This is a genomic window from Streptomyces sp. NPDC001709 (assembly GCF_053596375.1).
In genome coordinates this window covers 59694-79251 of sequence record NZ_JBSFGB010000014.1, presented here as the reverse complement: position 1 = coordinate 79251, position 19558 = coordinate 59694, and the positions used below count along the sequence as shown (strand labels likewise).

Genomic DNA, 19558 nt, shown 5'->3' with positions numbered 1-19558 from the left:
CTCACCTTTTCCGCTGAATTCCGAAGCCCTCGATTTCGACGGGGCGCCTTTCCGGATTTCGGCTGGTCCCCGCGCCACGGGGCCGGGGACCGGCCGCCTGGCGCACTCCGGCAGCCCCACCCGTACGACGGCCCTTTCCCGGCGGAAATGCGCGGTCCGACCGGTTAACCTGAGGCGTCAGTACGCCGGTTCTCAGTAAGGGGCGCAAGGATCCCGTGCGCATCGCCAGGTTCTCCATCGACGGGAACGTAGCCTTCGGCGCGGTCGAGGGCGACAAGCAGGACGAGCTGGTCCTCGACATCATCAAGGGCATCCCGTTCGCGGACCACGAGCTGTCCGGTACGAAGGTGCCGCTGAGCAAGGTCAGACTGCTCCCGCCGGTGCTCCCCAACAAGGTCGTGGCGTTCGGCCGCAACTACGCCGAGCACGCGCGCGAGCTGGGCAACGAGGTGCCCGAGGCACCGTTCGCCTTCTTCAAGCCCTCCACCTCGGTGATCGGGCCCGGCGACGACATCCAGTACCCGCCGTTCTCCGAGGAGCTGCACCACGAGGCCGAGCTGGCCGTGGTGATCGGCCGCATGTGCCGCGAGGTCCCGCGCGAACGCGTCAAGGACGTGATCTTCGGCTACACCTGCGCCAACGACATCACCGCCCGCGATGTGCAGAAGCGCGAGAAGCAGTGGGCCCGGGCCAAGGGCTTCGACACCTCCTGCCCGCTCGGCCCCTGGGTGGAGACGGACCTGGACCTGGAGCGCGCGAACGACCTGACCATCCAGCTCACGGTCAACGGCCTTCAGCGCCAGCTCGGCCGCACCAGCGAGATGATCCACCCCATCGAGGACCTCGTCGTCAACATCTCCGAGGCGATGACCCTGCTCCCCGGCGACGTCATCCTCACCGGCACCCCGGCAGGGGTCGGCCCCCTGAACGTCGGCGACGAGGTCGCCGTCACCATCGAAGGCATCGGCACTCTCACCAACAAGGTTGTCAAGCGTGGCTAGCGCACCCGGCTCACCCGTACGCGTTCGTTTCTGTCCCTCGCCCACCGGTAACCCGCACGTGGGCCTGGTCCGCACCGCCCTGTTCAACTGGGCGTTCGCCCGGCACCACCAGGGCACCCTGGTCTTCCGCATCGAGGACACCGACGCGGCCCGCGACTCCGAGGAGTCGTACCACCAGCTGCTCGACGCGATGCGCTGGCTCGGCTTCGACTGGGACGAGGGCCCCGAGGTCGGCGGCCCGCACGCGCCGTACCGCCAGTCGCAGCGCATGGACATCTACGCGGACGTGGCCCAGAAGCTGCTGGACGGCGGCTACGCCTACCACTGCTACTGCTCCCAGGAGGAGCTGGACACCCGCCGCGAGGCCGCCCGCGCCGCCGGCAAGCCCTCCGGCTACGACGGCCACTGCCGCGACCTGAGCGCCGAGCAGGTCGAGGAGTACCGGGCCCAGGGCCGCACCCCGATCGTCCGCTTCCGGATGCCCGACGAGACGATCACCTTCACCGACCTGGTCCGCGGCGAGCTGACCTTCACCCCGGAGAACGTGCCGGACTACGGCATCGTCCGCGCGAACGGCGCCCCGCTGTACACGCTGGTCAACCCGGTCGACGACGCGCTGATGGAGATCACCCACGTGCTGCGCGGCGAGGACCTGCTCTCCTCCACCCCGCGCCAGATCGCGCTCTACATGGCGCTGACGGAGCTGGGCATCGCCAAGCAGACCCCGCAGTTCGGCCACCTCCCCTACGTCATGGGCGAGGGCAACAAGAAGCTGTCCAAGCGCGACCCGCAGGCGTCCCTGAACCTCTACCGCGAGCAGGGCTTCCTCCCCGAGGGCCTGCTCAACTACCTGTCCCTGCTGGGCTGGTCGCTCTCCGCGGACCAGGACATCTTCACGACCGCCGAGATGGTCGCCGCCTTCGACATCTCCGACGTGAACCCCAACCCGGCGCGCTTCGACCTGAAGAAGTGCGAGGCGATCAACGGCGACCACATCCGCATGCTGGATGTGAAGGAGTTCACCGAGCGCTGCCGCCCGTGGCTGAAGGCCCCCTTCGCGCCCTGGGAGCCCGAGGCCTTCGACGAGGCCAAGTGGGAGGCGATCGCCCCGCACGCCCAGACCCGTCTGAAGGTCCTGTCGGAGATCACCGACAACGTCGACTTCCTGTTCCTGCCGGAGCCGGTCGAGGACGAGGCCTCGTGGACCAAGGCGATGAAGGAGGGCAGCGACGCCCTGCTCCGCACGGCCCGCGAGAAGCTGATGGCGGCCGACTGGACGTCCCCCGAGTCGTTGAAGGAGGCCGTCCTGGCCGCCGGCGAGGTCTACGGCCTCAAGCTCGGCAAGGCCCAGGCCCCGGTCCGCGTCGCCGTCACCGGCCGCACCGTCGGCCTGCCGCTCTTCGAGTCCCTGGAAGTCCTGGGCAGGGACAAGACGCTGGCCCGGATCGACGCGGCGCTGGTGAAGCTCACCGCGTAGTCATGGCCGAACGCCGAGGGGCGGCAACCGGAACTCCGGTTGCCGCCCCTGTCGCGTTGGTCACTGAGCGTCGGCTTCGTCGATCAAGTAGTGGCTCTCATCGAAGATCTCCAGCACGACGACGACCATGATCGCGCCGGCCACCATGTACTCCAGCATGAGGCCGGGGGCCACGTACGCCTTGCGCAAGTGCTCGTCGGGGCCGAGCTGGGCCGTCGATGTCTTCCGGAACGGGTCACGGGCCAGTATCCCCAGGGCCCTGTCCAGCTGAGCCTGGCGGGAGCCGGGCAGGGAGTCGTATGCCGCACGGGCTTCGACGGTGAACTGGATGCGGTACTCGCTCATAGCCACCAGCCTGCCAGCCGTCCGGCGGTACCGTCGGTGTCATGACGATCAGAGCCGTGGTCTGGGACGTGGACGACACCCTGTTCGACTACACGACCGCGGACCGGGAGGGCATGCGGGCGCATCTCGCGGCGGAGGGGCTGCTCGCCGGGTACGACAGCCCGGAGCAGGCCCTTCTGCAGTGGCGGGAGATCACCGACATCCAGTGGGCCCGGTTCGCCTCCGGTGAGGTCGACTTCGTCACACAGCGCCGCGACCGCACCCGGGTCTTCGTCGGCCAGGAGCTGACCGACGCCGAGGCCGACGCATGGTTCGCGCGCTACCTGGTCCACTACGAGGCCGCCTGGAGCCTCTTCCCGGACGTCCTGCCCGCCCTGGAGGCCCTCGCCGCCAGCCATCGGCACGCGGTGCTGTCCAACTCCAGCATCACCGTCCAGGAGCACAAGCTGCGCACCCTCGGCCTCCTCGACCGCTTCGAGGTCGTGCTGTGCGCCGCCGAGCTGGGCGTCTCCAAGCCGGAGGCCGGTGCCTTCCTGGCCGCCTGTGAGGCGCTGGGGTTGCCTCCCCGCGAGGTGGCCTACGTCGGCGACCACCCGGAGATCGACGGGCGGGGCGCTGCCGAGGCCGGGCTGCTGTCCGTGTGGATCGACCGCGGGACGGGCTCCGCGCAGGCCGAAGGGGAGGTTGCCGCGCACCGGATCTCGACGCTCGCCGAACTACCCGCGCTCGTCCGCGCGGATACCCGTTTTGGAGCCCCGTCCACCTTCGGGTAATGTTCTTCCTGCGCCGAGGGGAGCGGGCCGGAAGGCCGGAGCCCCGAGGAGCAAGCTAGAACGAGAACCCCGCAGGGGCTTGAGTTCCAGTGGCCTATGGTGTAATTGGCAGCACGACTGATTCTGGTTCAGTTAGTCTTGGTTCGAGTCCAGGTAGGCCAGCTCGCAGAGCTTATCTGCAAAGCCCCCGTTGTGTAGCGGCCTAGCACGCTGCCCTCTCAAGGCAGTAGCGCCGGTTCGAATCCGGTCGGGGGTACTGATCCTGATCCTGTCGGGATCGCTAGGGCCCCCGTTGTGTAGCGGCCTAGCACGCCGCCCTCTCAAGGCGGTAGCGCCGGTTCGAATCCGGTCGGGGGTACTGACTGGTCTAAACCATCATTGGTCTATGGTGTAATTGGCAGCACGACTGATTCTGGTTCAGTTAGTCTTGGTTCGAGTCCAGGTAGACCAGCTCGGACCTGCGGAAACGCAGTGTCCACGCCCCCGTTGTGTAGCGGCCTAGCACGCCGCCCTCTCAAGGCGGTAGCGCCGGTTCGAATCCGGTCGGGGGTACAAGAGGAAGGCCCTTCGCTTCGGCGGAGGGCCTTCGTCGTGCCCGGCGCCGGCTACTCGAAGCCGTACCGCCGCGCCGTCTCCTCCTCCTGGGCCAGCCGGTGCAGCGCCTGCAGCACCGGCTCGTTGAGGATCGCCCCCAGGATCGCGAACTCGACCCGCTCCGCCTGCGACGGGTACGTCTCCATGTTGTCCAGGTCGAGGACGGCTGTCCGGTGCATCAACTCGGCGTACGGCGCGAGCAGTTCGGACCCGAAGCCGTAGCCGAGCCGGCGGAACGCGGCCACCGCCACCACCAGCGAGCGGTACGCGGGGGAGATGGTCGTGAGCTGCTTGGCGTTCTGCCAGCCGAGCCGGTCCAGGAGCGTGTCGATCTCCTGGTGCGCGGCCTGGACGTACTCGTCGTCCTCGTCCGGCTCCGGCACCTGCGGCAGCGCCCACAGCGCCGCGCCCAGGCGGATCGTGCGGGGCAGGGAGTCGTCGTCCACGTGCCCGAGCACCTCGCGCACCTTCGCCACCGGCACCCCGCCCACCTGGATCATCGCCCGCACCAGCCGCAGCCGGCGCAGATGCTCCTCGTCGTACTCGGCCGTCGTGGCGTTGATCTGGCGGCCCGGCGGCAACAGGCCTTCGCGCAGGTAGTACTTGATCGTCGCGGTGGACACACCGCTGTGCTTGCTCAACTCCGCCAGCCGCATCTCTTGCGCCTTTCCTTGGGCAGTGCCACTATCCAATCATCAGGCACTTGGATAGCGCCGCTCGCCAATAGGGGGGAAGTGGTCATGATTTCCCGTACGACCGCCGACGCGAAGGGCGAGGTCGTCGTCCTGCTGATCGGCATGCGCATCAACCGCTTCTGGGCCGTCCATCTGTGGCTGCCGGTGATGCTCGGGATGTTCCGCATGCTGCGGGAGCTGGAGAAGGACCCCGCGCGGGGCCTGCGCAGCCGGGTCATGCTGACGGCGTCGCCGCGGACGTACTACATCGTGCAGTACTGGGAGTCCAAGGAGAAGCTGTACGCCTACGCGAGCGCGCCGGACGCCTTCCACCACAAGGCCTGGGCCCAGCTCAACCGCAAGGAGCGGACCGGGAAGCTGCGCGGGCAGGTGGGGATCTGGCACGAGGCGTATGTCGTGCCGGAGGGGTCGTACGAGGCGATCTACGGGGACATGCCGGCATTCGGCCTCGCGGCCGCGCACGGGCAGATCCCGCTGGAGAAGCGGGGGCGCTACGCGAGGGACCGGTTCGCCTATCGGTCCCAGAAGACACCCGCGGCCGAGAAGACCGGCTGAACCGGGGGACGGGGGAGCGAGGAGGGCCTGCCACGGCGTTGAGGCAGGCCTTCCTCGGCGTTTGCCGGAGTCCCGGATGCGGGGGTCGGCCGAGCGGCGCGGGGTCTCGGGGAGGCGGGGTGGTTCGCGCGGGCCTGGTTCGCCTGTCGGTCCGAGAGGGCGCGTGTGGGCGAGAAGGTCGGCTGAGCCGGGGGACGGGGGAGCGAGGAGGGCTTGCCGCGGCGTTGGGGCAGGCCCTTCTCGGCGTTTGCCGGAGTCCCGGGAGCGGGGGTCGGCCGAGCGGCGCGGGGTCTCGGGGAGGCGGGGTGGTTCGCGAGGGCCTGGTTCGCCTGTCGGTCCGAGAAGGTGCCTGTGGGCCGGGGGAGGGGAGTGAGGAGGGCCTGCCGCGGCGTTGGGGCAGGCCCTTCTCGGTGTTTGCCGGAGTCCCGGATGCGGGGGTCGGCCGAGCGGCGTGGGGTCTCGGAGGGGCGGGGCGGTGCGCGAGGGACCGGTTCGCCCATCGGTCCGAGAAGGCTGGCTGAAGCGGGGGCGGGGGAGTGAGGAGGGCCTGCCGCGGCGTTGGGGCAGGCCCTTCTCTGTGTTTCCCGGAGTCCCGGAGGTGGGGCTCAGCCCGAGCGGCGCAGTGCCTCGGAGAGGCGGGCGGCCGCGTCGATGACCGCCTGGGCGTGCATACGGCCGGGATGGCGCGTCAGGCGCTCGATCGGGCCGGAGACGGACACCGCGGCCACCACGCGGTTGGAAGGGCCGCGTACGGGCGCGGAGACGGACGCGACGCCCGGCTCGCGCTCGCCGATGGACTGGGCCCAGCCGCGCCGCCGTACGCCCGACAGGGCCGTCGCCGTGAAGCGGGCGCCCTGCAGGCCGCGGTGCAGCCGCTCGGGCTCCTCCCAGGCCATCAGGATCTGTGCCGAGGAGCCCGCCTTCATCGTCAGCGTGGAGCCGACCGGGACCGTGTCCCGCAGGCCGGACAGGCGTTCCGCCGCGGCCACACAGATCCGCATGTCACCCTGGCGCCGGTAGAGCTGTGCGCTCTCGCCGGTGACATCGCGGAGGTGGGTGAGCACGGGGCCCGCCGTCGCGAGCAGGCGGTCCTCGCCGGCCGCCGCCGCCAGTTCCGCGAGACGCGGGCCGAGGATGAAACGGCCCTGCATGTCGCGTGCCACCATGCGGTGGTGTTCCAGGGCCACGGCCAGGCGGTGGGCCGTGGGTCGTGCCAGTCCGGTCGCGCCGACCAGACCCGCGAGGGTGGCCGGACCGGACTCCAGAGCGCTCAGAACGAGGGCCGCCTTGTCCAGAACGCCGACGCCGCTACTGTTGTCCATGCAACGATACTTGCGTCTCACTCTGTGAAACGCAAGTTCAATTTTCCGTGGAACACGCCACCCTGGAACCACACAGCGGCCCGCAGACCAACGGGCCTGGCGGTGGACGCCCGGAATCACGACTTCATGGGGCCCCTCAGCGGGCAGTCGCCGCTTCCTCAAGATCTCGAGTTGGGCCGGTGGACGTGTGCCGGCCGGAGGGAAAGCGATGGGTAGGACACTCGCGGAGAAGGTCTGGGACGACCACGTCGTCCGGCGCGCCGAGGGCGAGCCCGATCTCCTCTTCATCGATCTGCACCTGCTGCACGAGGTGACCAGCCCGCAGGCCTTCGACGGGCTGCGCCAGAACGGCCGGAAGGTCCGCCGCCTCGACCTCACCATCGCGACCGAGGACCACAACACCCCCACCCTCGACATCGACAAGCCCATCGCCGACCCGGTCTCCCGCGCCCAGCTGGAGACGCTGCGCAAGAACTGCGCCGAGTTCGGGGTGCGGCTGCACCCGCTGGGCGACGTCGAGCAGGGCGTCGTGCACGTCGTCGGCCCCCAGCTGGGCCTGACCCAGCCCGGCACGACCGTGGTCTGCGGCGACTCCCACACCTCCACGCACGGCGCCTTCGGCGCGCTGGCGTTCGGCATCGGCACCTCGCAGGTCGAGCACGTGCTGGCCACCCAGACGCTGCCGCTGGCCCGCCCCAAGACCATGGCGATCACCATCGAGGGCGAGCTGCCCGAGGGCGTCACCGCCAAGGACCTGATCCTGGCGATCATCGCGAAGATCGGCACCGGCGGCGGCCAGGGCTACGTCCTGGAATACCGCGGCTCCGCCATCGAGAAGCTCTCGATGGAGGCCCGGATGACCATCTGCAACATGTCGATCGAGGCCGGCGCCCGCGCGGGCATGATCGCCCCCGACGAGACCACCTTCGCGTACCTCAAGGGCCGCCCGCACGCCCCCGAGGGCGAGGACTGGGACGCCGCCGTCGCGTACTGGAAGACGCTGAAGACGGACGCCGACGCCGAGTTCGACGCCGAGGTCGTCATCGACGCCGCGTCGCTGTCCCCGTTCGTCACCTGGGGCACCAACCCCGGCCAGGGCGCGCCGCTTTCGGCGTCCGTCCCCGACCCGGCTTCGTACGAAGACGCTTCGGAGCGCCTCGCCGCCGAAAAGGCCCTGGAATACATGGGGTTGGAGGCCGGCCAGCCGCTGCGCTCCATCAAGGTGGACACCGTCTTCGTAGGCTCCTGCACCAACGGCCGCATCGAGGACCTGCGCGCCGCCGCCGACCTGCTGCGGGGCCGCAAAGTCGCCGACGGCGTACGGATGCTGGTCGTCCCGGGCTCCGCGCGCGTGGGTCTGCAGGCCGTCTCCGAGGGCCTGGACGTGGTCTTCAAGGAGGCCGGCGCCGAATGGCGGCACGCGGGCTGCTCGATGTGCCTCGGCATGAACCCCGACCAGCTGGCCCCGGGTGAGCGCTCCGCGTCCACCTCCAACCGCAACTTCGAGGGCCGGCAGGGCAAGGGCGGTCGTACGCACCTGGTGTCGCCGCAGGTCGCGGCGGCCACCGCCGTCCTGGGCCACCTGGCCTCCCCGGCCGACCTGTCCGACACCTCTGTGCCCGCTGGAGTCTGATCAGTCATGGAAGCTTTCACCACGCACACCGGCCGGGCCGTCCCGCTGCGCCGCAGCAACGTCGACACCGACCAGATCATCCCTGCTCACTGGCTCAAGAAGGTCACCCGGGACGGCTTCGAGGACGGGCTGTTCGAGGCCTGGCGCAAGGACCCCGAGTTCGTGCTCAACCGCCCCGAGCGGCAGGGTGCCACGGTCCTGGTCGCCGGCCCCGACTTCGGCACCGGCTCCTCCCGCGAGCACGCCGTCTGGGCGCTGCAGAACTACGGCTTCAAGGCCGTGATCTCCTCCCGCTTCGCGGACATCTTCCGGGGCAACTCGCTGAAGAACGGCCTGCTCACGGTGGTCCTGGAGCAGAAGATCGTCGACGCGCTGTGGGAACTCACGGAAGCGGACCCCACTGCTGAGGTCACTGTGGACCTTGAGGCGCGTGAGGTTCGCGCCGAGGGCATCACCGCCTCCTTCGAGCTGGACGAGAACTCCCGCTGGCGGCTGCTGAACGGCCTGGACGACATCTCCATCACGCTCCAGAACGAGGCCGACATCGCCGCCTACGAGGCCAAGCGGCCCGGCTACAAGCCGCGGACCCTCCAGGTCTGATCCGGACCCCCTCCGCGGGGCTGGTTTCGGCCACGCCAACACCCCTTCTGTACCCCCGATCGCCACGATTGGGGGTACAGCCATATCTGCGCCCGAACAGCCCCGCACGCTTCTCACATCGCGCTCAACTTCCCACGTTACGAAGGTCGTTGCCTGGGTACGTGAGTGCTGGGATCGCGTCCTCCGCAAGTGCCTGGAAGGCCATTCGAGGCGGCAGTTGCCCCCTGCGCAGGCGACAACTCGCCCCAGATGGCACAATCTGTGCATGGAACACGACGGCCAACTCCAGCTCTATACGGCGGTCGCGAACCAGCTGAAGGAAGCGCACGCAAGAGTGCGCGCACTGCAAGTCCCGGAGGGCGTACGGATGGCGCTGACCCGGAAGCTGCTGGTCATTACGGCCGCGGCCAAGCACGATCCGGCCGCTGCGGCAAGGCGGCTCGAGCGGTTCAACGCGGACCTCGACGAGGGTCGGATCCCCGACGAGGACCACTGAACAGCCCGAGATCACCGAGTCCGTTGCGGCACAAGGGTGATAAGCCCGTTTCGTGTTTGATTTGCGGTATATATCTGCCTAACGTGCGAAAAAGCTTGAACACTTTCGTTCTGGCGATGTCTCCGAAGGGGAAGACGTGAACAAGGCGCAGCTCGTAGAAGCGATTGCCGACAAGGTGGGTGGCCGCCAGCAGGCCGCCGAAGCCGTCGATCATGTCCTGGACGCCATTGTCCGCGCGGTCGTCGCGGGCGAGCGGGTCTCGGTCACCGGCTTCGGGTCCTTCGAGAAGGTGGACCGCCCCGCCCGTTACGCCCGCAACCCGCAGACGGGAGAGCGGGTTCGGGTCAAGAAGACCTCCGTGCCGCGCTTCCGCGCAGGGCAGGGCTTCAAGGACCTGGTGAGCGGCTCGAAGAAGCTGCCGCGCGGTGGCGAGGTCTCGGTCAAGAAGGCGCCGAAGGGCAGCCTGACCGGCGGCGCCGCGGCGACGGTCAAGAAGGCCGCGGCGAAGAAGACCACCAAGGCGGCCGCGAAGAAGGTCACGGCCAAGAAGGCGGCGCCGGCGAAGAAGGCGGCCGCCGTGAAGAAGACCGCGGCGAAGAAGGCGCCCGCCAAGAAGGCCGCCGTCAAGGGAGCCGCCGCCAAGACCACGGCGGCGAAGAAGACCACCGCCAAGAAGGCGACGGCCAAGAAGGCCCCGGCGAAGAAGGTCACCGCGAAGAAGGCCCCGGCCAAGAAGTCGACGGCCCGCAAGACCACCGCCAAGAAGGCGACCGCCCGCAAGGCGACGTCATAAGGACGCCGGGGCACACACGCGCCGGGCCGGACTCCTCCAGGGAGCCCGGCCCGCGGCGTGTGTAAGGGCAGTTACAGGGTTTGAAGGGTTACGAGGGTGATGCGCAGGGAGTCGCCCTGCCCCTCGGTCTCGATCCGCACCCGCTGCCCGGGCCGCAACAGCCGCAGGCCTCCGGCGGTGAAGGCGGCGGCGTCGTACGGCACCGGGGTGCCGTCGTCGAGGAGCACCTGTCCGCTGTGGGTTTCGGGATCGTAGGTGTATGCGGTGGCCTGCATGACGGCCAGCCTAATGCTCGCCGTTGCGGGCGGCGCCGCAGGGCTTCGGGCCGTCCGCGGACTGCGGGCCGTCCACGGCTGATCGCGCAGTTCCCCGCGCCCCTTCAGGGCGCAGCGGCACCTCAGGACCCCGGGATCAGCAACCCCGCCGACACCGCGGCCGTATACGGCCCGACCCCCAGCGCCAGTGCCGCGCGCAAATCCTCGCCGGTGTCCACGTCCTGCCGCACCGAATCCACCCCCGAGAGCCGGAGTTCCGCAGCCCCGGAGGCGCGATGCCGGCTTCGGGAATCCTCGCCGAAAGCGGGGGCCAGTTCGCGATCACCCGCCGCCGCGAGCAATGTCGTCCCCACCCCGGCCGCATCCGCCAGAAACGCCCGCGGAAACCCCTCCGCGGCGGCCAGCACCCGAAACAGCTCGGCCCTGCGCAGAGCGGGGAGATCGGCGTTCAGGGCCGCGACCGGTGTGCGCGGGCGCATTTCCCGTACGACGGCCGCGCCGTGCGCCAGAGCGGCGTTCAGGCCGTCCGCCGGGCTGTCCGGGACGATCCGCGCGCCCAGCGCCGCCAGCTCACGCGCCGCCAGCTCGTCGTCCGTGACGACCGCCACATCCGCCACCGCCGGACACGCCAGCGCCGCGGCCACCGTGTCCTGCGCGAACGCGAGCGCCAGCCCCGGGCGCACCCCGTCGGCCGCGGTGTCCGAGAGCCTGCTCTTCGCCCGCGACAGGGGCTTCAGCGGGATGACCAAGGTCCACTGCACCGGCGTACCGTCCCTCTCTCGTCACGATCATTGTCCCCCGCGCCATCTGGCGCCGTCGGTGGCGGGGCGTACGGTGTTCTCGACAGACCGGCGGCTCGGGGCGACAATCGTGCGGCCCCCGCCGGGGTGGCAGCCCCTAGAGGAAGGTGTCCTTGTGCCCCGCCGCAGAATCGGCTTCTGGTATCGCTTCGCCGCGGTGCTCTGCAAACCGCCGTTGGTGGTTCTGATCAAGCGGGACTGGCGCGGAATGGAGCACATTCCGGCCGAGGGCGGATTTATCACCGTGGTGAACCACAATTCCCACGTGGACCCCTTCGCGTATGCGCACTATCAGTACAACACCGGGCGGGTTCCGCGATTCCTGGCGAAGAGCGGGCTTTTCAAGAAGGGATTCGTGGGCGCCGCCATGCGCGGCACCGGGCAGATCCCCGTCTACCGCGAGTCCACGGACGCGCTCAGCGCCTTCCGGGCCGCGATCGACGCCGTGGAGCGTGGCGAGTGCGTCGCCTTCTACCCCGAGGGCACCCTGACCCGCGACCCGGACGGCTGGCCCATGACCGGCAAGACCGGCGCCGCCCGTGTCGCCCTGCAGACCAAGTGCCCGGTCATCCCGGTCGCCCAGTGGGGCGCCAACGAACTGCTGCCGCCGTACGCCAAGAAACCGAACCTCTTGCCGCGCAAGACCCATCACGTCCTCGCGGGCCCGCCCGTGGACCTCGCGCGCTTCTACGGCAAGGAGATGACCCCGGACCTGCTCAAGGAGGCCACCGAGGTCATCATGGCGGCCATCACCCGCCTGCTGGAGGAGATCCGCGGCGAGAAGGCGCCCGAGACGCCCTACGACCCGCGCCGCGAGCGGATCGAACAGCGGCGCCGCACCCAGGCGCAGACGCAGGCACAGGCACAGGCGCAGACGCAGGGCAAGGAACCGGAGGGGCAGGGCAAGTGAGCAAGGCGGTTAAGGCGGCGGTCTTCAGCGCCGGTTCGTGGGGCACGGCCTTCTCCATGGTGCTCGCCGACGCCGGGTGCGACGTCACCCTGTGGGCCCGGCGCGCCGAGGTCGCGGAGGCGATCAACACCACCCGCATCAATCCCGACTACCTGCCGGGCGTCGAACTCCCCGAGAACATCCGGGCGACCACCGACCCCGCCGAGGCCCTGGCCGACGCCGACTTCACGGTCCTCTCCGTCCCCTCCCAGACCCTGCGCGCCAACCTCGCCGAGTGGACCCCGCTGCTCGCCCCGGACACCGTGCTGGTCTCCCTGATGAAGGGCGTCGAACTCGGCTCCACCATGCGCATGAGCGAGGTCATCGAGGACGTCACCAAGGTGGGTCCGGACCGCATCGCCGTCGTCACCGGGCCCAACCTGGCCCGTGAGATCGCCGCCCGCATGCCCGCGGCCGCCGTCGTCGCCTGCACCGACGAGGCCGTCGCCCAGCGCCTCCAGGCCGCCTGTCACACGCCGTACTTCCGGCCGTACACCAACACCGACGTCGTCGGCTGCGAACTGGGCGGCGCGGTCAAGAACGTCATCGGCCTCGCGGTCGGTATCGCCGACGGCATGGGCCTCGGCGACAACGCCAAGGGATCGCTCATCACACGCGGTCTCGCCGAGACCACCCGGCTCGGCATGGCCCTGGGCGCCGACCCGCTGACCTTCTCCGGACTCGCGGGCCTCGGCGACCTGGTGGCCACCTGCTCCTCGCCGCTGTCCCGCAACCACACCTTCGGCACCAACCTCGGCAAGGGCATGACCCTGGAGGAGACCATCGCGGTCACCAAGCAGACCGCCGAGGGCGTCAAGTCCTGCGAGTCGGTGGCGGATCTGGCCCGCCGGCACGGCGTGGAGATGCCCATCACCGAGACGGTCGTGGACATCGTGCACGAGGGCAAGCCGCCGGTGGTCGCCCTCAAGGAGCTGATGTCGCGCAGCGCCAAGTCCGAGAGGCGCTGAATCCCCCTCCGTGCGACGCTGAGCGACCGTTGGGGGGACGCTAAGTCACGGCGGCCCAGCGGGCGCTGACTCGGGGGATACCAGCGGGTACTCTCAACGCGATATGAGCACCGAGAACCTTCCCCAGAGCCCCGAGCAGCCGTCCCGCAAGCCGCGCGTGGCCGTCGTGTTCGGCGGGCGCAGTTCCGAACACGGGATCTCCGTGGTCACCGCCGGCGCCGTCCTCAAGGCCATCGACCGGACGAAGTACGACGTCCTGCCGATCGGCATCACCCGGGACGGCCGTTGGGCACTGACGGCCGACGAGCCGGAGCGGATGGCCATCACCGACCGCCGGGTACCGGCGGTCGAGGAACTGGCCGAGTCCGCCGAGGGCGGCGTGGTGCTCCCGGTCGACCCCGCCAACCGCGAGGTCGTCTACAGCGAGCCCGGCTCGGTGCCCAAGGCGCTCGGCGAGGTCGACGTGGTCTTCCCGGTGCTGCACGGCCCGTACGGCGAGGACGGCACCCTCCAGGGCCTCCTGGAGCTGTCCGGGGTGCCGTACGTGGGCGCCGGTGTGCTCGCCTCGGCCGTCGGCCAGGACAAGGAGTACATGAAGCGGATCTTCACGTCCTACGGGCTCGAGGTCGGCCCCTACGTGGTGATCCGGCCCCGCGAGTGGGAGCGGGACGAGTCCGCCGCCCGCAAGAAGATCGTCGACTTCGCCGGTGAGCACGGCTGGCCGCTGTTCGTGAAGCCCGCGCGTGCGGGTTCGTCGATCGGCATCACCAAGGTCGACGACCTGTCCGGCCTGGACGAGGCGATCGCCACCGCGCAGGCGCACGACCCGAAGATCCTGGTCGAGGCCGCCGTGCGGGGCCGCGAGATCGAGTGCGGCGTACTGGAGTTCGAGGACGGGCCGCGCGCCTCCGTGCCGGCCGAGATCCCGCCGCCGGACGCGCACGCGTACTACGACTTCGAGGCCAAGTACATCGACTCCACGCCCGGAATCGTCCCGGCGCCGCTCACCGAGGAGCAGACGGCCGAGGTGCGGCGGCTCGCGGTGCAGGCCTTCGAGGCGGTCTCCTGCGAGGGCCTGGTCCGCGCGGACTTCTTCCTCACCGAGGACGGCGAGTTCGTGATCAACGAGGTCAACACCCTGCCCGGCTTCACGCCGATCTCGATGTACCCGCAGATGTGGCAGGCCAGCGGCGTCAGCTACCCCGAGCTGATCGACCGCCTGGTCCAGGCGGCGCTGCGCCGCCCGACCGGACTGCGCTGAGCCCGCACGCTCACCTCATGGAGGCGATCCCCTTGGGGATCGCCTTCTTCACCGCGGGCGCGAGGCCCGTCAGTACGCCGGTGCCCTCCTCCTGCGCGGACATCCCCTTGGGCAGGCTGATCTGCACATACGCCAGGCGGCCGGCGCTGGTGAACCGCCAGGTGCCGTCGCCCTGCTTCTCCATCAGCCAGTCGACGCCGTTCACCCCGCCCGCGATGGCGTCGGGGTCACCGCCCTCTGCCACCTTCGGATCGATCATCTTCGGCGGCCGTACGACACCGCAGCGCAGTATGATCGCCGGGTTTCCCCAGCCCGCCGTGTAGGCGGAGTGGGGTTCGGGGTCGTTGCGGCTCCGTCCGTCGAGCTTCTGCGGCAGCACCCGGTGCAGTTCCCGGCACACCGTCGCCGTCTTCGCGTCGGGGCTGGGAACCGCCACCGTGGGGCTGTCGTCTGCCGATGAGCAGCCCGCGACCGCGATCAGCAGCGCGGGCGCGAGCAGGCCGAGGGGCCGGTGACGGAAGAAGTTCACCGGCCAAGGGTAGACGGGGGCTACAGATGCACGACCGGACAGGTCAGGGTGCGGGTGATGCCGTCCACTTGCTGGACCTTCGCGACCACCATGCGACCGAGGTCGTCGACTGTCTCGGACTGGGCGCGCACGATCACGTCGTACGGTCCCGTCACGTCCTCAGCCTGGATCACTCCAGGGATCTTGCTGATCGTCTCGGCGACGGTCGACGCCTTGCCGACCTCCGTCTGGATCAGGATGTACGCCTGTACCACGGAACCTCCAGGGCGGCCACGAGGATCATGTGGGGAAAAGGAACGCCACGGTATCGCGTTGCCGCTCCCCGCGGGGAGACCTGCGGGAACCGGGCTTGCGCGCCAGGGTGCAGGCACGACGGAAGTTGACGGTCGCATGGACCGTATCGACGGTCATCCGGACCGTATCGACAGCCACCTCGACCGTATCGGGGACACTGATGACGCGCGAGTGGGCACGGCATGGCAGAGAAGGGGAGCCAGAACAATGAAGGGCACTGTTGGTGAGCTCGGGGAGTTCGGGCTCATCAGGGAGCTCACCTCCCGTCTCACCACCACACCGGCGGTCCGGGTCGGCCCCGGCGACGACGCCGCGGTGGTCGCCGCGCCCGACCGGCGGGTGGTGGCGAGCACCGACATCCTGCTGGAGGGGCGGCACTTCCGCCGCGACTGGTCCACGGCCTACGACGTCGGCCGCAAGGCGGCGGCACAGAACCTCGCTGACATCGCCGCGATGGGCGCCGTACCGACCGCCCTGCTGCTCGGCCTGGTCGTGCCGGCCGAGCTCCCGGTGACCTGGCCGAGCGAGCTGATGGACGGCCTGCGCGACGAGTGCCAGGTGGCGGGCGCCTCCGTGGTCGGCGGCGACGTCGTGCGCGGCGACACGATCATGGTGTCGATCACCGCGCTCGGCGATCTGCGCAACCAGGAGCCCGTCACGCGCGCGGGAGCCCAGCCCGGCGACCTGGTGGCCGTCACGGGCTGGCTGGGCTGGTCCGCGGCCGGATACGCGGTGCTCTCCCGCGGCTTCCGCTCCCCGCGCGCCTTCGTGGAGGCCCACCGGCGCCCCGAGCCGCCGTACCACGCGGGCCCGGCCGCCGCCGCGCTCGGCGCGACGGCGATGTGCGACGTGAGCGACGGGCTGATCGCCGACCTCGGGCACATCGCCGAGGCCAGCAAGGTCCGCATCGACATCCGCTCCGGCGCGATCGACATCCCGACCCAGATGAACGACATCGGGCAGGCCGTCGGCGTCGACCCGCTGCAGTGGGTGCTGACCGGGGGAGAGGACCACGCGATCGTCGCGACCTTCCCGCCGGACACCAAGCTCCCGGCCCGCTGGAAGGTCATCGGCGAGGTCCTCAACCCCTCCGCGCTGCCCCAGGTGACCGTCGACGGGGCGCCCTGGACCAGCAAGGGCGGCTGGGACCACTTCGGGGACATCGAGTCATGATCCCCCGCGTGCTGACCGTGGCGGGCTCCGACTCGGGGGGCGGCGCCGGCATCCAGGCCGACCTGAAGACGATGCTGGCGCTCGGCGTGCACGGGATGAGCGTGATCACGGCCGTGACCGCGCAGAACTCACTGGGCGTCCAGGGCGCCTGGGAGCTGCCCGTGGCGGCCGTGCGGGCCCAGTACCGCAGTGTCGTGGACGACATCGGCGTCCAGGCCGTGAAGACCGGCATGCTGGCCTCGGCGGAACTGGTCGAGGCGGTCGCCGAGTTGATCTCCGGCACGGACGCGCCGGCCGTGGTGGACCCGGTGGGCGTCTCCAAGCACGGCGACCCGCTGCTGGCCGCCTCCGCGCTGGACTCCGTACGCACGAAGCTGCTCCCGGCGGCCACGGTCGCCACCCCGAATCTCGACGAGGTGGCCCAACTCACGGGGGTGCGGGTCGAGTCGGAGGATGATCTGCGACGGGCCGCGGCGGCCGTGCTGGAGTACGGGCCGCGGTGGGTGCTGATCAAGGGCGGGCACCTGGCGGGAGACGCGGTCGACCTGTTGACCGACGGCTCCGAGGAGTACCGGCTGCGGGCGCCCCGCCACGACAACCGGCACACGCACGGCACGGGCTGCACGCTGGCCTCCGCGATCGCCTCGGGGCTGGCGAGGGGCCTGAACGTGCCGGAGGCGGTCACAGCGGCCAAGGAGTACGTCACGGGGGCCATCGCGGCCGGGTTCGCGCTGGGCGCGGGGATCGGTCCCGTGGACCACGGGTGGCGCATGCGGGCGTGAGCGCCGGAGCACGGCAAAAAGCCGGCCCACCTTTCGGTGGACCGGCTCAGTGCAGCGAACCAGCAGTGGCCGCGCGCTCAGCTGTTGGCGTCAGCGCGAGACCTTGCCGGCCTTGATGCACGAGGTGCAGGCGTTCACGCGCTTCGGCGTCCCGCCGACCACGGTACGCACACGCTGGATGTTCGGGTTCCAGCGGCGGGACGTACGGCGGTGCGAGTGCGAGATGTTGTTGCCGAAGCCCGGCCCCTTGCCGCAGACGTCGCAGTTGGCAGCCACGGGTCACTCCAAAGACTTCAGATGCACTTACGGATAATCCCGGCATGCCGGGATCGAGATCCTAAGACCTGAGATCTTGAGTGGCGTTGCCAGGGGAACGGCCCGATCAGGATCGGGCAACCGGAGCAGCATACAACGACTGCGTCCGTACAACGAAACTACCATGGCAGCTCAGGGCCCCGCTCCCGGCCCTCTTCCGGAGGACACCGCCTCGGGGTCTACGCTGCGTCCACGTCCAGCCAGCAGGTCAGGGAGGCGCAGGTGGCGCAGGTGCCGCAGACATTCCTCGATGCTCTCGCGGTGCGCACCTGGTGCGGTCTGGCGCTCAGGGCGCTGGCGCGCGCGCGTGAGGAGATCGACGCGATCAACGTGTACCCGGTGGCCGACGGCGACACCGGAACCAATCTCTACCTCACCCTGGAGTCGGCGGCGACGGCCGTGGACGCGGTGTTCGCCGGGTACGAGACGGGCGCCGGGGAGCCGTCCCTGGCGGACGCCGTGCACGCGATGGCCCACGGGGCGCTCATCGGGGCCCGCGGCAACTCCGGGACGATCCTGGCGCAGCTGCTGCGGGGCATGGCACAGGTGCTGGCCGACGACACCGGGCGCGGGACGCACATCGACGGCGCGGGGCTGCGGCTGGCGCTGCGGCGTGCCGCCGACTCCGCCCGGCAGGCGGTGGCCCATCCCGTCGAGGGCACGGTACTGACCGTCGCCTCGGCCGCCGCCGAGGCCGCGGAGGAGGCCGAGGGCGACTGCGGGACGGTCGCCCGGGCGGCCTACGAGGGCGCGCGGACGGCCCTGGCGGCCACTCCGGGGCAGCTGGCCGTCCTCGGCCGGGCCGGAGTGGTCGACGCGGGCGGCCGGGGGCTCGTGACGATTCTGGGGGCGCTGGTGGAGGCGTTCACGGGGGAGGCGGTGCGGGAGGCCCCGGACGGCTTTTCCGGCGGGCACGCGCGCGTGGAGAGCGTGTCCGATGCCGACCTCTGCGCCGACGCCACCGACGCCGACGGCCCCGCCTACGAGGTGATCTACCTCCTGGAGGCCGGGGACCAGGCCGTGGCCCGGCTCCGGGCGCGCCTCGACGCGCTCGGTGACTCGCTCGTCGTGGTCGGCGGCGACGGGCTGTGGAACGTCCATGTGCACGTGGACGACGCCGGCGCCGCCGTGGAGGCGGGCGTGGAGGCCGGACGGCCGTACCGGATCCGGATCACCCACTTCGGGCTCGGGGACGCGCACACCGGCGGCGAGCGGCCCCCGCGCGAGCGCGCCCAGCGGGCCGTCGTCGCCGTCGTGCCGGGCGAAGGCCTGGCCGGGCTGTACACCGAGGCGGGCGCCACGACCGTCCTCGCGCGCCCCGGGGAGCCGCCCGCCAGCGGGGAGCTGGTGCAGGCGGTACGACGCGCCCACGCGCGCGAGGTCGTTCTGCTGCCCAACGACGCCGAGCTGCGCCACACGGCCGCCGCTGCCGCCGAACAGGCCCGCACCGAGGGCATCCGGGTGGCCCTGATCCCGACCCGCTCGGCGGTCCAGGGCATCGCCGCGCTCGCCGTGCACGCGCCGGAGCGCCGGTTCGACGAAGACGTCGTCCAGATGACCGCGGCGGCGGGCGCCACCCGGTACGCCGAGGTCGTCGTCGCCGAACACCAGTCCTGGACGACGGCCGGCATCTGCCAGGCCGGGGACGTGCTCGGGCTGATCGACGGCGACGTGGCGGTGATCGGCCCGGATGTCACCGCCACCGCCGCGACCGTCCTGGACCGCATGCTCCAGGCGGGCGGCGAGCTGGTCACCCTCGTCGTCGGCGACGGGGCCCCCGAGGACGTCGCCGAGCACCTGGAGGCCCGCGTACGGGAGTCCTACCTGGCCGTGGACACGGTGGTGTACCGGGGCGGGAGGCAGGGGACGCTGCTGCTCATCGGTGTGGAGTGAGGGCCGGGGAGTGAGGGTCGGGGGGTCGAGGGCCG

22 protein-coding genes and 5 tRNA genes are annotated in these 19558 nt (G+C 70.6%); 19 read left to right on the top strand and 8 right to left on the bottom strand.

The window, feature by feature from the left end; translation table 11 throughout:
- The first annotated feature begins 215 nt into the window (after positions 1-215).
- Positions 216-1001 carry a fumarylacetoacetate hydrolase family protein gene (locus tag ACWC0C_RS21500; protein ID WP_449201397.1) on the top strand — a complete coding sequence of 262 codons (786 nt, stop codon included), beginning with the start codon at positions 216-218 and terminating at the stop codon, positions 999-1001.
- The gene (gltX, locus tag ACWC0C_RS21495; protein ID WP_450865261.1) at positions 994-2478 is read left to right on the top strand and encodes a glutamate--tRNA ligase; all 1485 of its coding nucleotides are present in this window, start codon (positions 994-996) and stop codon (positions 2476-2478) included. The genes ACWC0C_RS21500 and gltX overlap by 8 nt, the downstream gene beginning before the upstream one ends.
- Positions 2479-2538: 60 nt before the next feature.
- Here the strand turns inward: gltX and ACWC0C_RS21490 are convergent, their stop codons facing one another.
- Positions 2539-2823: a type II toxin-antitoxin system RelE family toxin gene (locus ACWC0C_RS21490; protein ID WP_449201399.1), complete on the bottom strand. Its 285-nt coding sequence runs from the start codon at positions 2821-2823 to the stop codon at positions 2539-2541.
- A gap of 41 nt (positions 2824-2864) precedes the next feature.
- Here ACWC0C_RS21490 and ACWC0C_RS21485 point away from each other — a divergent pair, with 41 nt between their 5' ends.
- The 6 genes from ACWC0C_RS21485 to ACWC0C_RS21460 all read left to right on the top strand — a co-directional run bounded on the left by ACWC0C_RS21485 (position 2865) and on the right by ACWC0C_RS21460 (position 4148).
- The gene (locus ACWC0C_RS21485; protein WP_450865260.1) at positions 2865-3596 is read left to right on the top strand and encodes an HAD family hydrolase; all 732 of its coding nucleotides are present in this window, start codon (positions 2865-2867) and stop codon (positions 3594-3596) included.
- 90 nt (positions 3597-3686) lie between these two features.
- Positions 3687-3758 (top strand) — tRNA-Gln (locus ACWC0C_RS21480).
- Between the two features lie 21 nt (positions 3759-3779).
- Positions 3780-3852 (top strand) — tRNA-Glu (locus ACWC0C_RS21475).
- A gap of 29 nt (positions 3853-3881) precedes the next feature.
- A tRNA-Glu gene (locus ACWC0C_RS21470) sits at positions 3882-3954 on the top strand.
- A 21-nt stretch (positions 3955-3975) separates the two neighbouring features.
- A tRNA-Gln gene (locus tag ACWC0C_RS21465) sits at positions 3976-4047 on the top strand.
- Between the two features lie 28 nt (positions 4048-4075).
- A tRNA-Glu gene (locus tag ACWC0C_RS21460) sits at positions 4076-4148 on the top strand.
- 53 nt (positions 4149-4201) lie between these two features.
- Here ACWC0C_RS21460 and ACWC0C_RS21455 read toward each other — a convergent pair.
- Complete coding sequence (locus tag ACWC0C_RS21455; RefSeq protein WP_449201401.1) at positions 4202-4846, bottom strand: MerR family transcriptional regulator; 645 nt, start codon at positions 4844-4846, stop codon at positions 4202-4204.
- 84 nt (positions 4847-4930) lie between these two features.
- Between ACWC0C_RS21455 and ACWC0C_RS21450 the strand changes: the two genes are divergently transcribed.
- Positions 4931-5440 (top strand): DUF4188 domain-containing protein, encoded by a 510-nt coding sequence (locus tag ACWC0C_RS21450; RefSeq protein WP_450865259.1) that lies wholly within the window; start codon positions 4931-4933, stop codon positions 5438-5440.
- 605 nt (positions 5441-6045) lie between these two features.
- Here the strand turns inward: ACWC0C_RS21450 and ndgR are convergent.
- Positions 6046-6762: an IclR family transcriptional regulator NdgR gene (gene ndgR / locus ACWC0C_RS21445; RefSeq protein WP_009320373.1), complete on the bottom strand. Its 717-nt coding sequence runs from the start codon at positions 6760-6762 to the stop codon at positions 6046-6048.
- A 208-nt stretch (positions 6763-6970) separates the two neighbouring features.
- Here ndgR and leuC point away from each other — a divergent pair, with 208 nt between their 5' ends.
- The 4 genes from leuC to ACWC0C_RS21425 all read left to right on the top strand — a co-directional run bounded on the left by leuC (position 6971) and on the right by ACWC0C_RS21425 (position 10284).
- Entirely contained in the window at positions 6971-8395 is a 1425-nt protein-coding gene (gene leuC, locus ACWC0C_RS21440; RefSeq protein ID WP_449201403.1) for a 3-isopropylmalate dehydratase large subunit, read from the top strand.
- A 6-nt stretch (positions 8396-8401) separates the two neighbouring features.
- Positions 8402-8995, top strand: a complete 594-nt coding sequence (leuD, locus tag ACWC0C_RS21435) for a 3-isopropylmalate dehydratase small subunit (protein ID WP_449201404.1) — start codon at positions 8402-8404, stop codon at positions 8993-8995.
- Positions 8996-9260: 265 nt separating this feature from the next.
- Complete coding sequence (locus ACWC0C_RS21430; RefSeq protein WP_449201405.1) at positions 9261-9491, top strand: SCO5555 family protein; 231 nt, start codon at positions 9261-9263, stop codon at positions 9489-9491.
- 136 nt (positions 9492-9627) lie between these two features.
- The gene (locus ACWC0C_RS21425; RefSeq protein ID WP_449201406.1) at positions 9628-10284 is read left to right on the top strand and encodes an HU family DNA-binding protein; all 657 of its coding nucleotides are present in this window, start codon (positions 9628-9630) and stop codon (positions 10282-10284) included.
- A gap of 71 nt (positions 10285-10355) precedes the next feature.
- Here ACWC0C_RS21425 and ACWC0C_RS21420 read toward each other — a convergent pair whose 3' ends face one another.
- Entirely contained in the window at positions 10356-10559 is a 204-nt protein-coding gene (locus ACWC0C_RS21420; RefSeq protein ID WP_449201407.1) for a hypothetical protein, read from the bottom strand.
- A gap of 122 nt (positions 10560-10681) precedes the next feature.
- Positions 10682-11320, bottom strand: a complete 639-nt coding sequence (cofC, locus tag ACWC0C_RS21415) for a 2-phospho-L-lactate guanylyltransferase (RefSeq protein ID WP_449201408.1) — start codon at positions 11318-11320, stop codon at positions 10682-10684.
- Positions 11321-11474: 154 nt separating this feature from the next.
- On the opposite strand from cofC, the gene ACWC0C_RS21410 reads away from it, so the two are divergent.
- The 3 genes from ACWC0C_RS21410 (at position 11475) to ACWC0C_RS21400 (ending at position 14537) form a co-directional block, all read left to right on the top strand.
- Positions 11475-12269: a lysophospholipid acyltransferase family protein gene (locus ACWC0C_RS21410; RefSeq protein ID WP_450865258.1), complete on the top strand. Its 795-nt coding sequence runs from the start codon at positions 11475-11477 to the stop codon at positions 12267-12269.
- On the top strand, positions 12266-13276 hold the full coding sequence (locus ACWC0C_RS21405) for an NAD(P)H-dependent glycerol-3-phosphate dehydrogenase (RefSeq protein ID WP_450865257.1): 1011 nt from the start codon (positions 12266-12268) through the stop codon (positions 13274-13276). The genes ACWC0C_RS21410 and ACWC0C_RS21405 overlap by 4 nt, the downstream gene beginning before the upstream one ends.
- Before the next feature lie 103 nt (positions 13277-13379).
- The gene (locus ACWC0C_RS21400; protein WP_449201411.1) at positions 13380-14537 is read left to right on the top strand and encodes a D-alanine--D-alanine ligase family protein; all 1158 of its coding nucleotides are present in this window, start codon (positions 13380-13382) and stop codon (positions 14535-14537) included.
- Positions 14538-14547: 10 nt separating this feature from the next.
- Here ACWC0C_RS21400 and ACWC0C_RS21395 read toward each other — a convergent pair whose 3' ends face one another.
- Complete coding sequence (locus ACWC0C_RS21395; RefSeq protein WP_450865256.1) at positions 14548-15066, bottom strand: DUF3515 domain-containing protein; 519 nt, start codon at positions 15064-15066, stop codon at positions 14548-14550.
- A 20-nt stretch (positions 15067-15086) separates the two neighbouring features.
- Positions 15087-15320, bottom strand: a complete 234-nt coding sequence (locus ACWC0C_RS21390; RefSeq protein ID WP_069778518.1) for an Lrp/AsnC family transcriptional regulator — start codon at positions 15318-15320, stop codon at positions 15087-15089.
- A 247-nt stretch (positions 15321-15567) separates the two neighbouring features.
- Here ACWC0C_RS21390 and ACWC0C_RS21385 point away from each other — a divergent pair, with 247 nt between their 5' ends.
- Both ACWC0C_RS21385 and thiD read left to right on the top strand, forming a co-directional pair.
- The gene (locus ACWC0C_RS21385) at positions 15568-16533 is read left to right on the top strand and encodes a thiamine-phosphate kinase (protein WP_449201413.1); all 966 of its coding nucleotides are present in this window, start codon (positions 15568-15570) and stop codon (positions 16531-16533) included.
- Complete coding sequence (gene thiD / locus ACWC0C_RS21380) at positions 16530-17315, top strand: bifunctional hydroxymethylpyrimidine kinase/phosphomethylpyrimidine kinase (protein ID WP_450865255.1); 786 nt, start codon at positions 16530-16532, stop codon at positions 17313-17315. Before ACWC0C_RS21385 ends, thiD begins: the two co-directional genes overlap by 4 nt.
- Before the next feature lie 90 nt (positions 17316-17405).
- Here the strand turns inward: thiD and rpmB are convergent, their stop codons facing one another.
- The gene (gene rpmB / locus ACWC0C_RS21375; RefSeq protein WP_003993230.1) at positions 17406-17591 is read right to left on the bottom strand and encodes a 50S ribosomal protein L28; all 186 of its coding nucleotides are present in this window, start codon (positions 17589-17591) and stop codon (positions 17406-17408) included.
- A 261-nt stretch (positions 17592-17852) separates the two neighbouring features.
- Here rpmB and ACWC0C_RS21370 point away from each other — a divergent pair, with 261 nt between their 5' ends.
- Complete coding sequence (locus tag ACWC0C_RS21370; protein ID WP_450865254.1) at positions 17853-19523, top strand: DAK2 domain-containing protein; 1671 nt, start codon at positions 17853-17855, stop codon at positions 19521-19523.
- Positions 19524-19558: the final 35 nt, after the last annotated feature.

Coding starts and splice junctions, on each gene's coding strand:
- ACWC0C_RS21490 (WP_449201399.1), bottom strand. CDS start 2,823: ATGAGCGAGTACCGCATCCAGTTCACCGTCGAAGCCCGTGCGGCATAC.
- ACWC0C_RS21485 (WP_450865260.1), top strand. CDS start 2,865: ATGACGATCAGAGCCGTGGTCTGGGACGTGGACGACACCCTGTTCGAC.
- ACWC0C_RS21455 (WP_449201401.1), bottom strand. CDS start 4,846: ATGCGGCTGGCGGAGTTGAGCAAGCACAGCGGTGTGTCCACCGCGACG.
- ACWC0C_RS21450 (WP_450865259.1), top strand. CDS start 4,931: ATGATTTCCCGTACGACCGCCGACGCGAAGGGCGAGGTCGTCGTCCTG.
- ndgR (WP_009320373.1), bottom strand. CDS start 6,762: ATGGACAACAGTAGCGGCGTCGGCGTTCTGGACAAGGCGGCCCTCGTT.
- leuC (WP_449201403.1), top strand. CDS start 6,971: ATGGGTAGGACACTCGCGGAGAAGGTCTGGGACGACCACGTCGTCCGG.
- leuD (WP_449201404.1), top strand. CDS start 8,402: ATGGAAGCTTTCACCACGCACACCGGCCGGGCCGTCCCGCTGCGCCGC.
- ACWC0C_RS21430 (WP_449201405.1), top strand. CDS start 9,261: ATGGAACACGACGGCCAACTCCAGCTCTATACGGCGGTCGCGAACCAG.
- ACWC0C_RS21420 (WP_449201407.1), bottom strand. CDS start 10,559: ATGCAGGCCACCGCATACACCTACGATCCCGAAACCCACAGCGGACAG.
- ACWC0C_RS21400 (WP_449201411.1), top strand. CDS start 13,380: ATGAGCACCGAGAACCTTCCCCAGAGCCCCGAGCAGCCGTCCCGCAAG.
- ACWC0C_RS21385 (WP_449201413.1), top strand. CDS start 15,568: ATGAAGGGCACTGTTGGTGAGCTCGGGGAGTTCGGGCTCATCAGGGAG.
- thiD (WP_450865255.1), top strand. CDS start 16,530: ATGATCCCCCGCGTGCTGACCGTGGCGGGCTCCGACTCGGGGGGCGGC.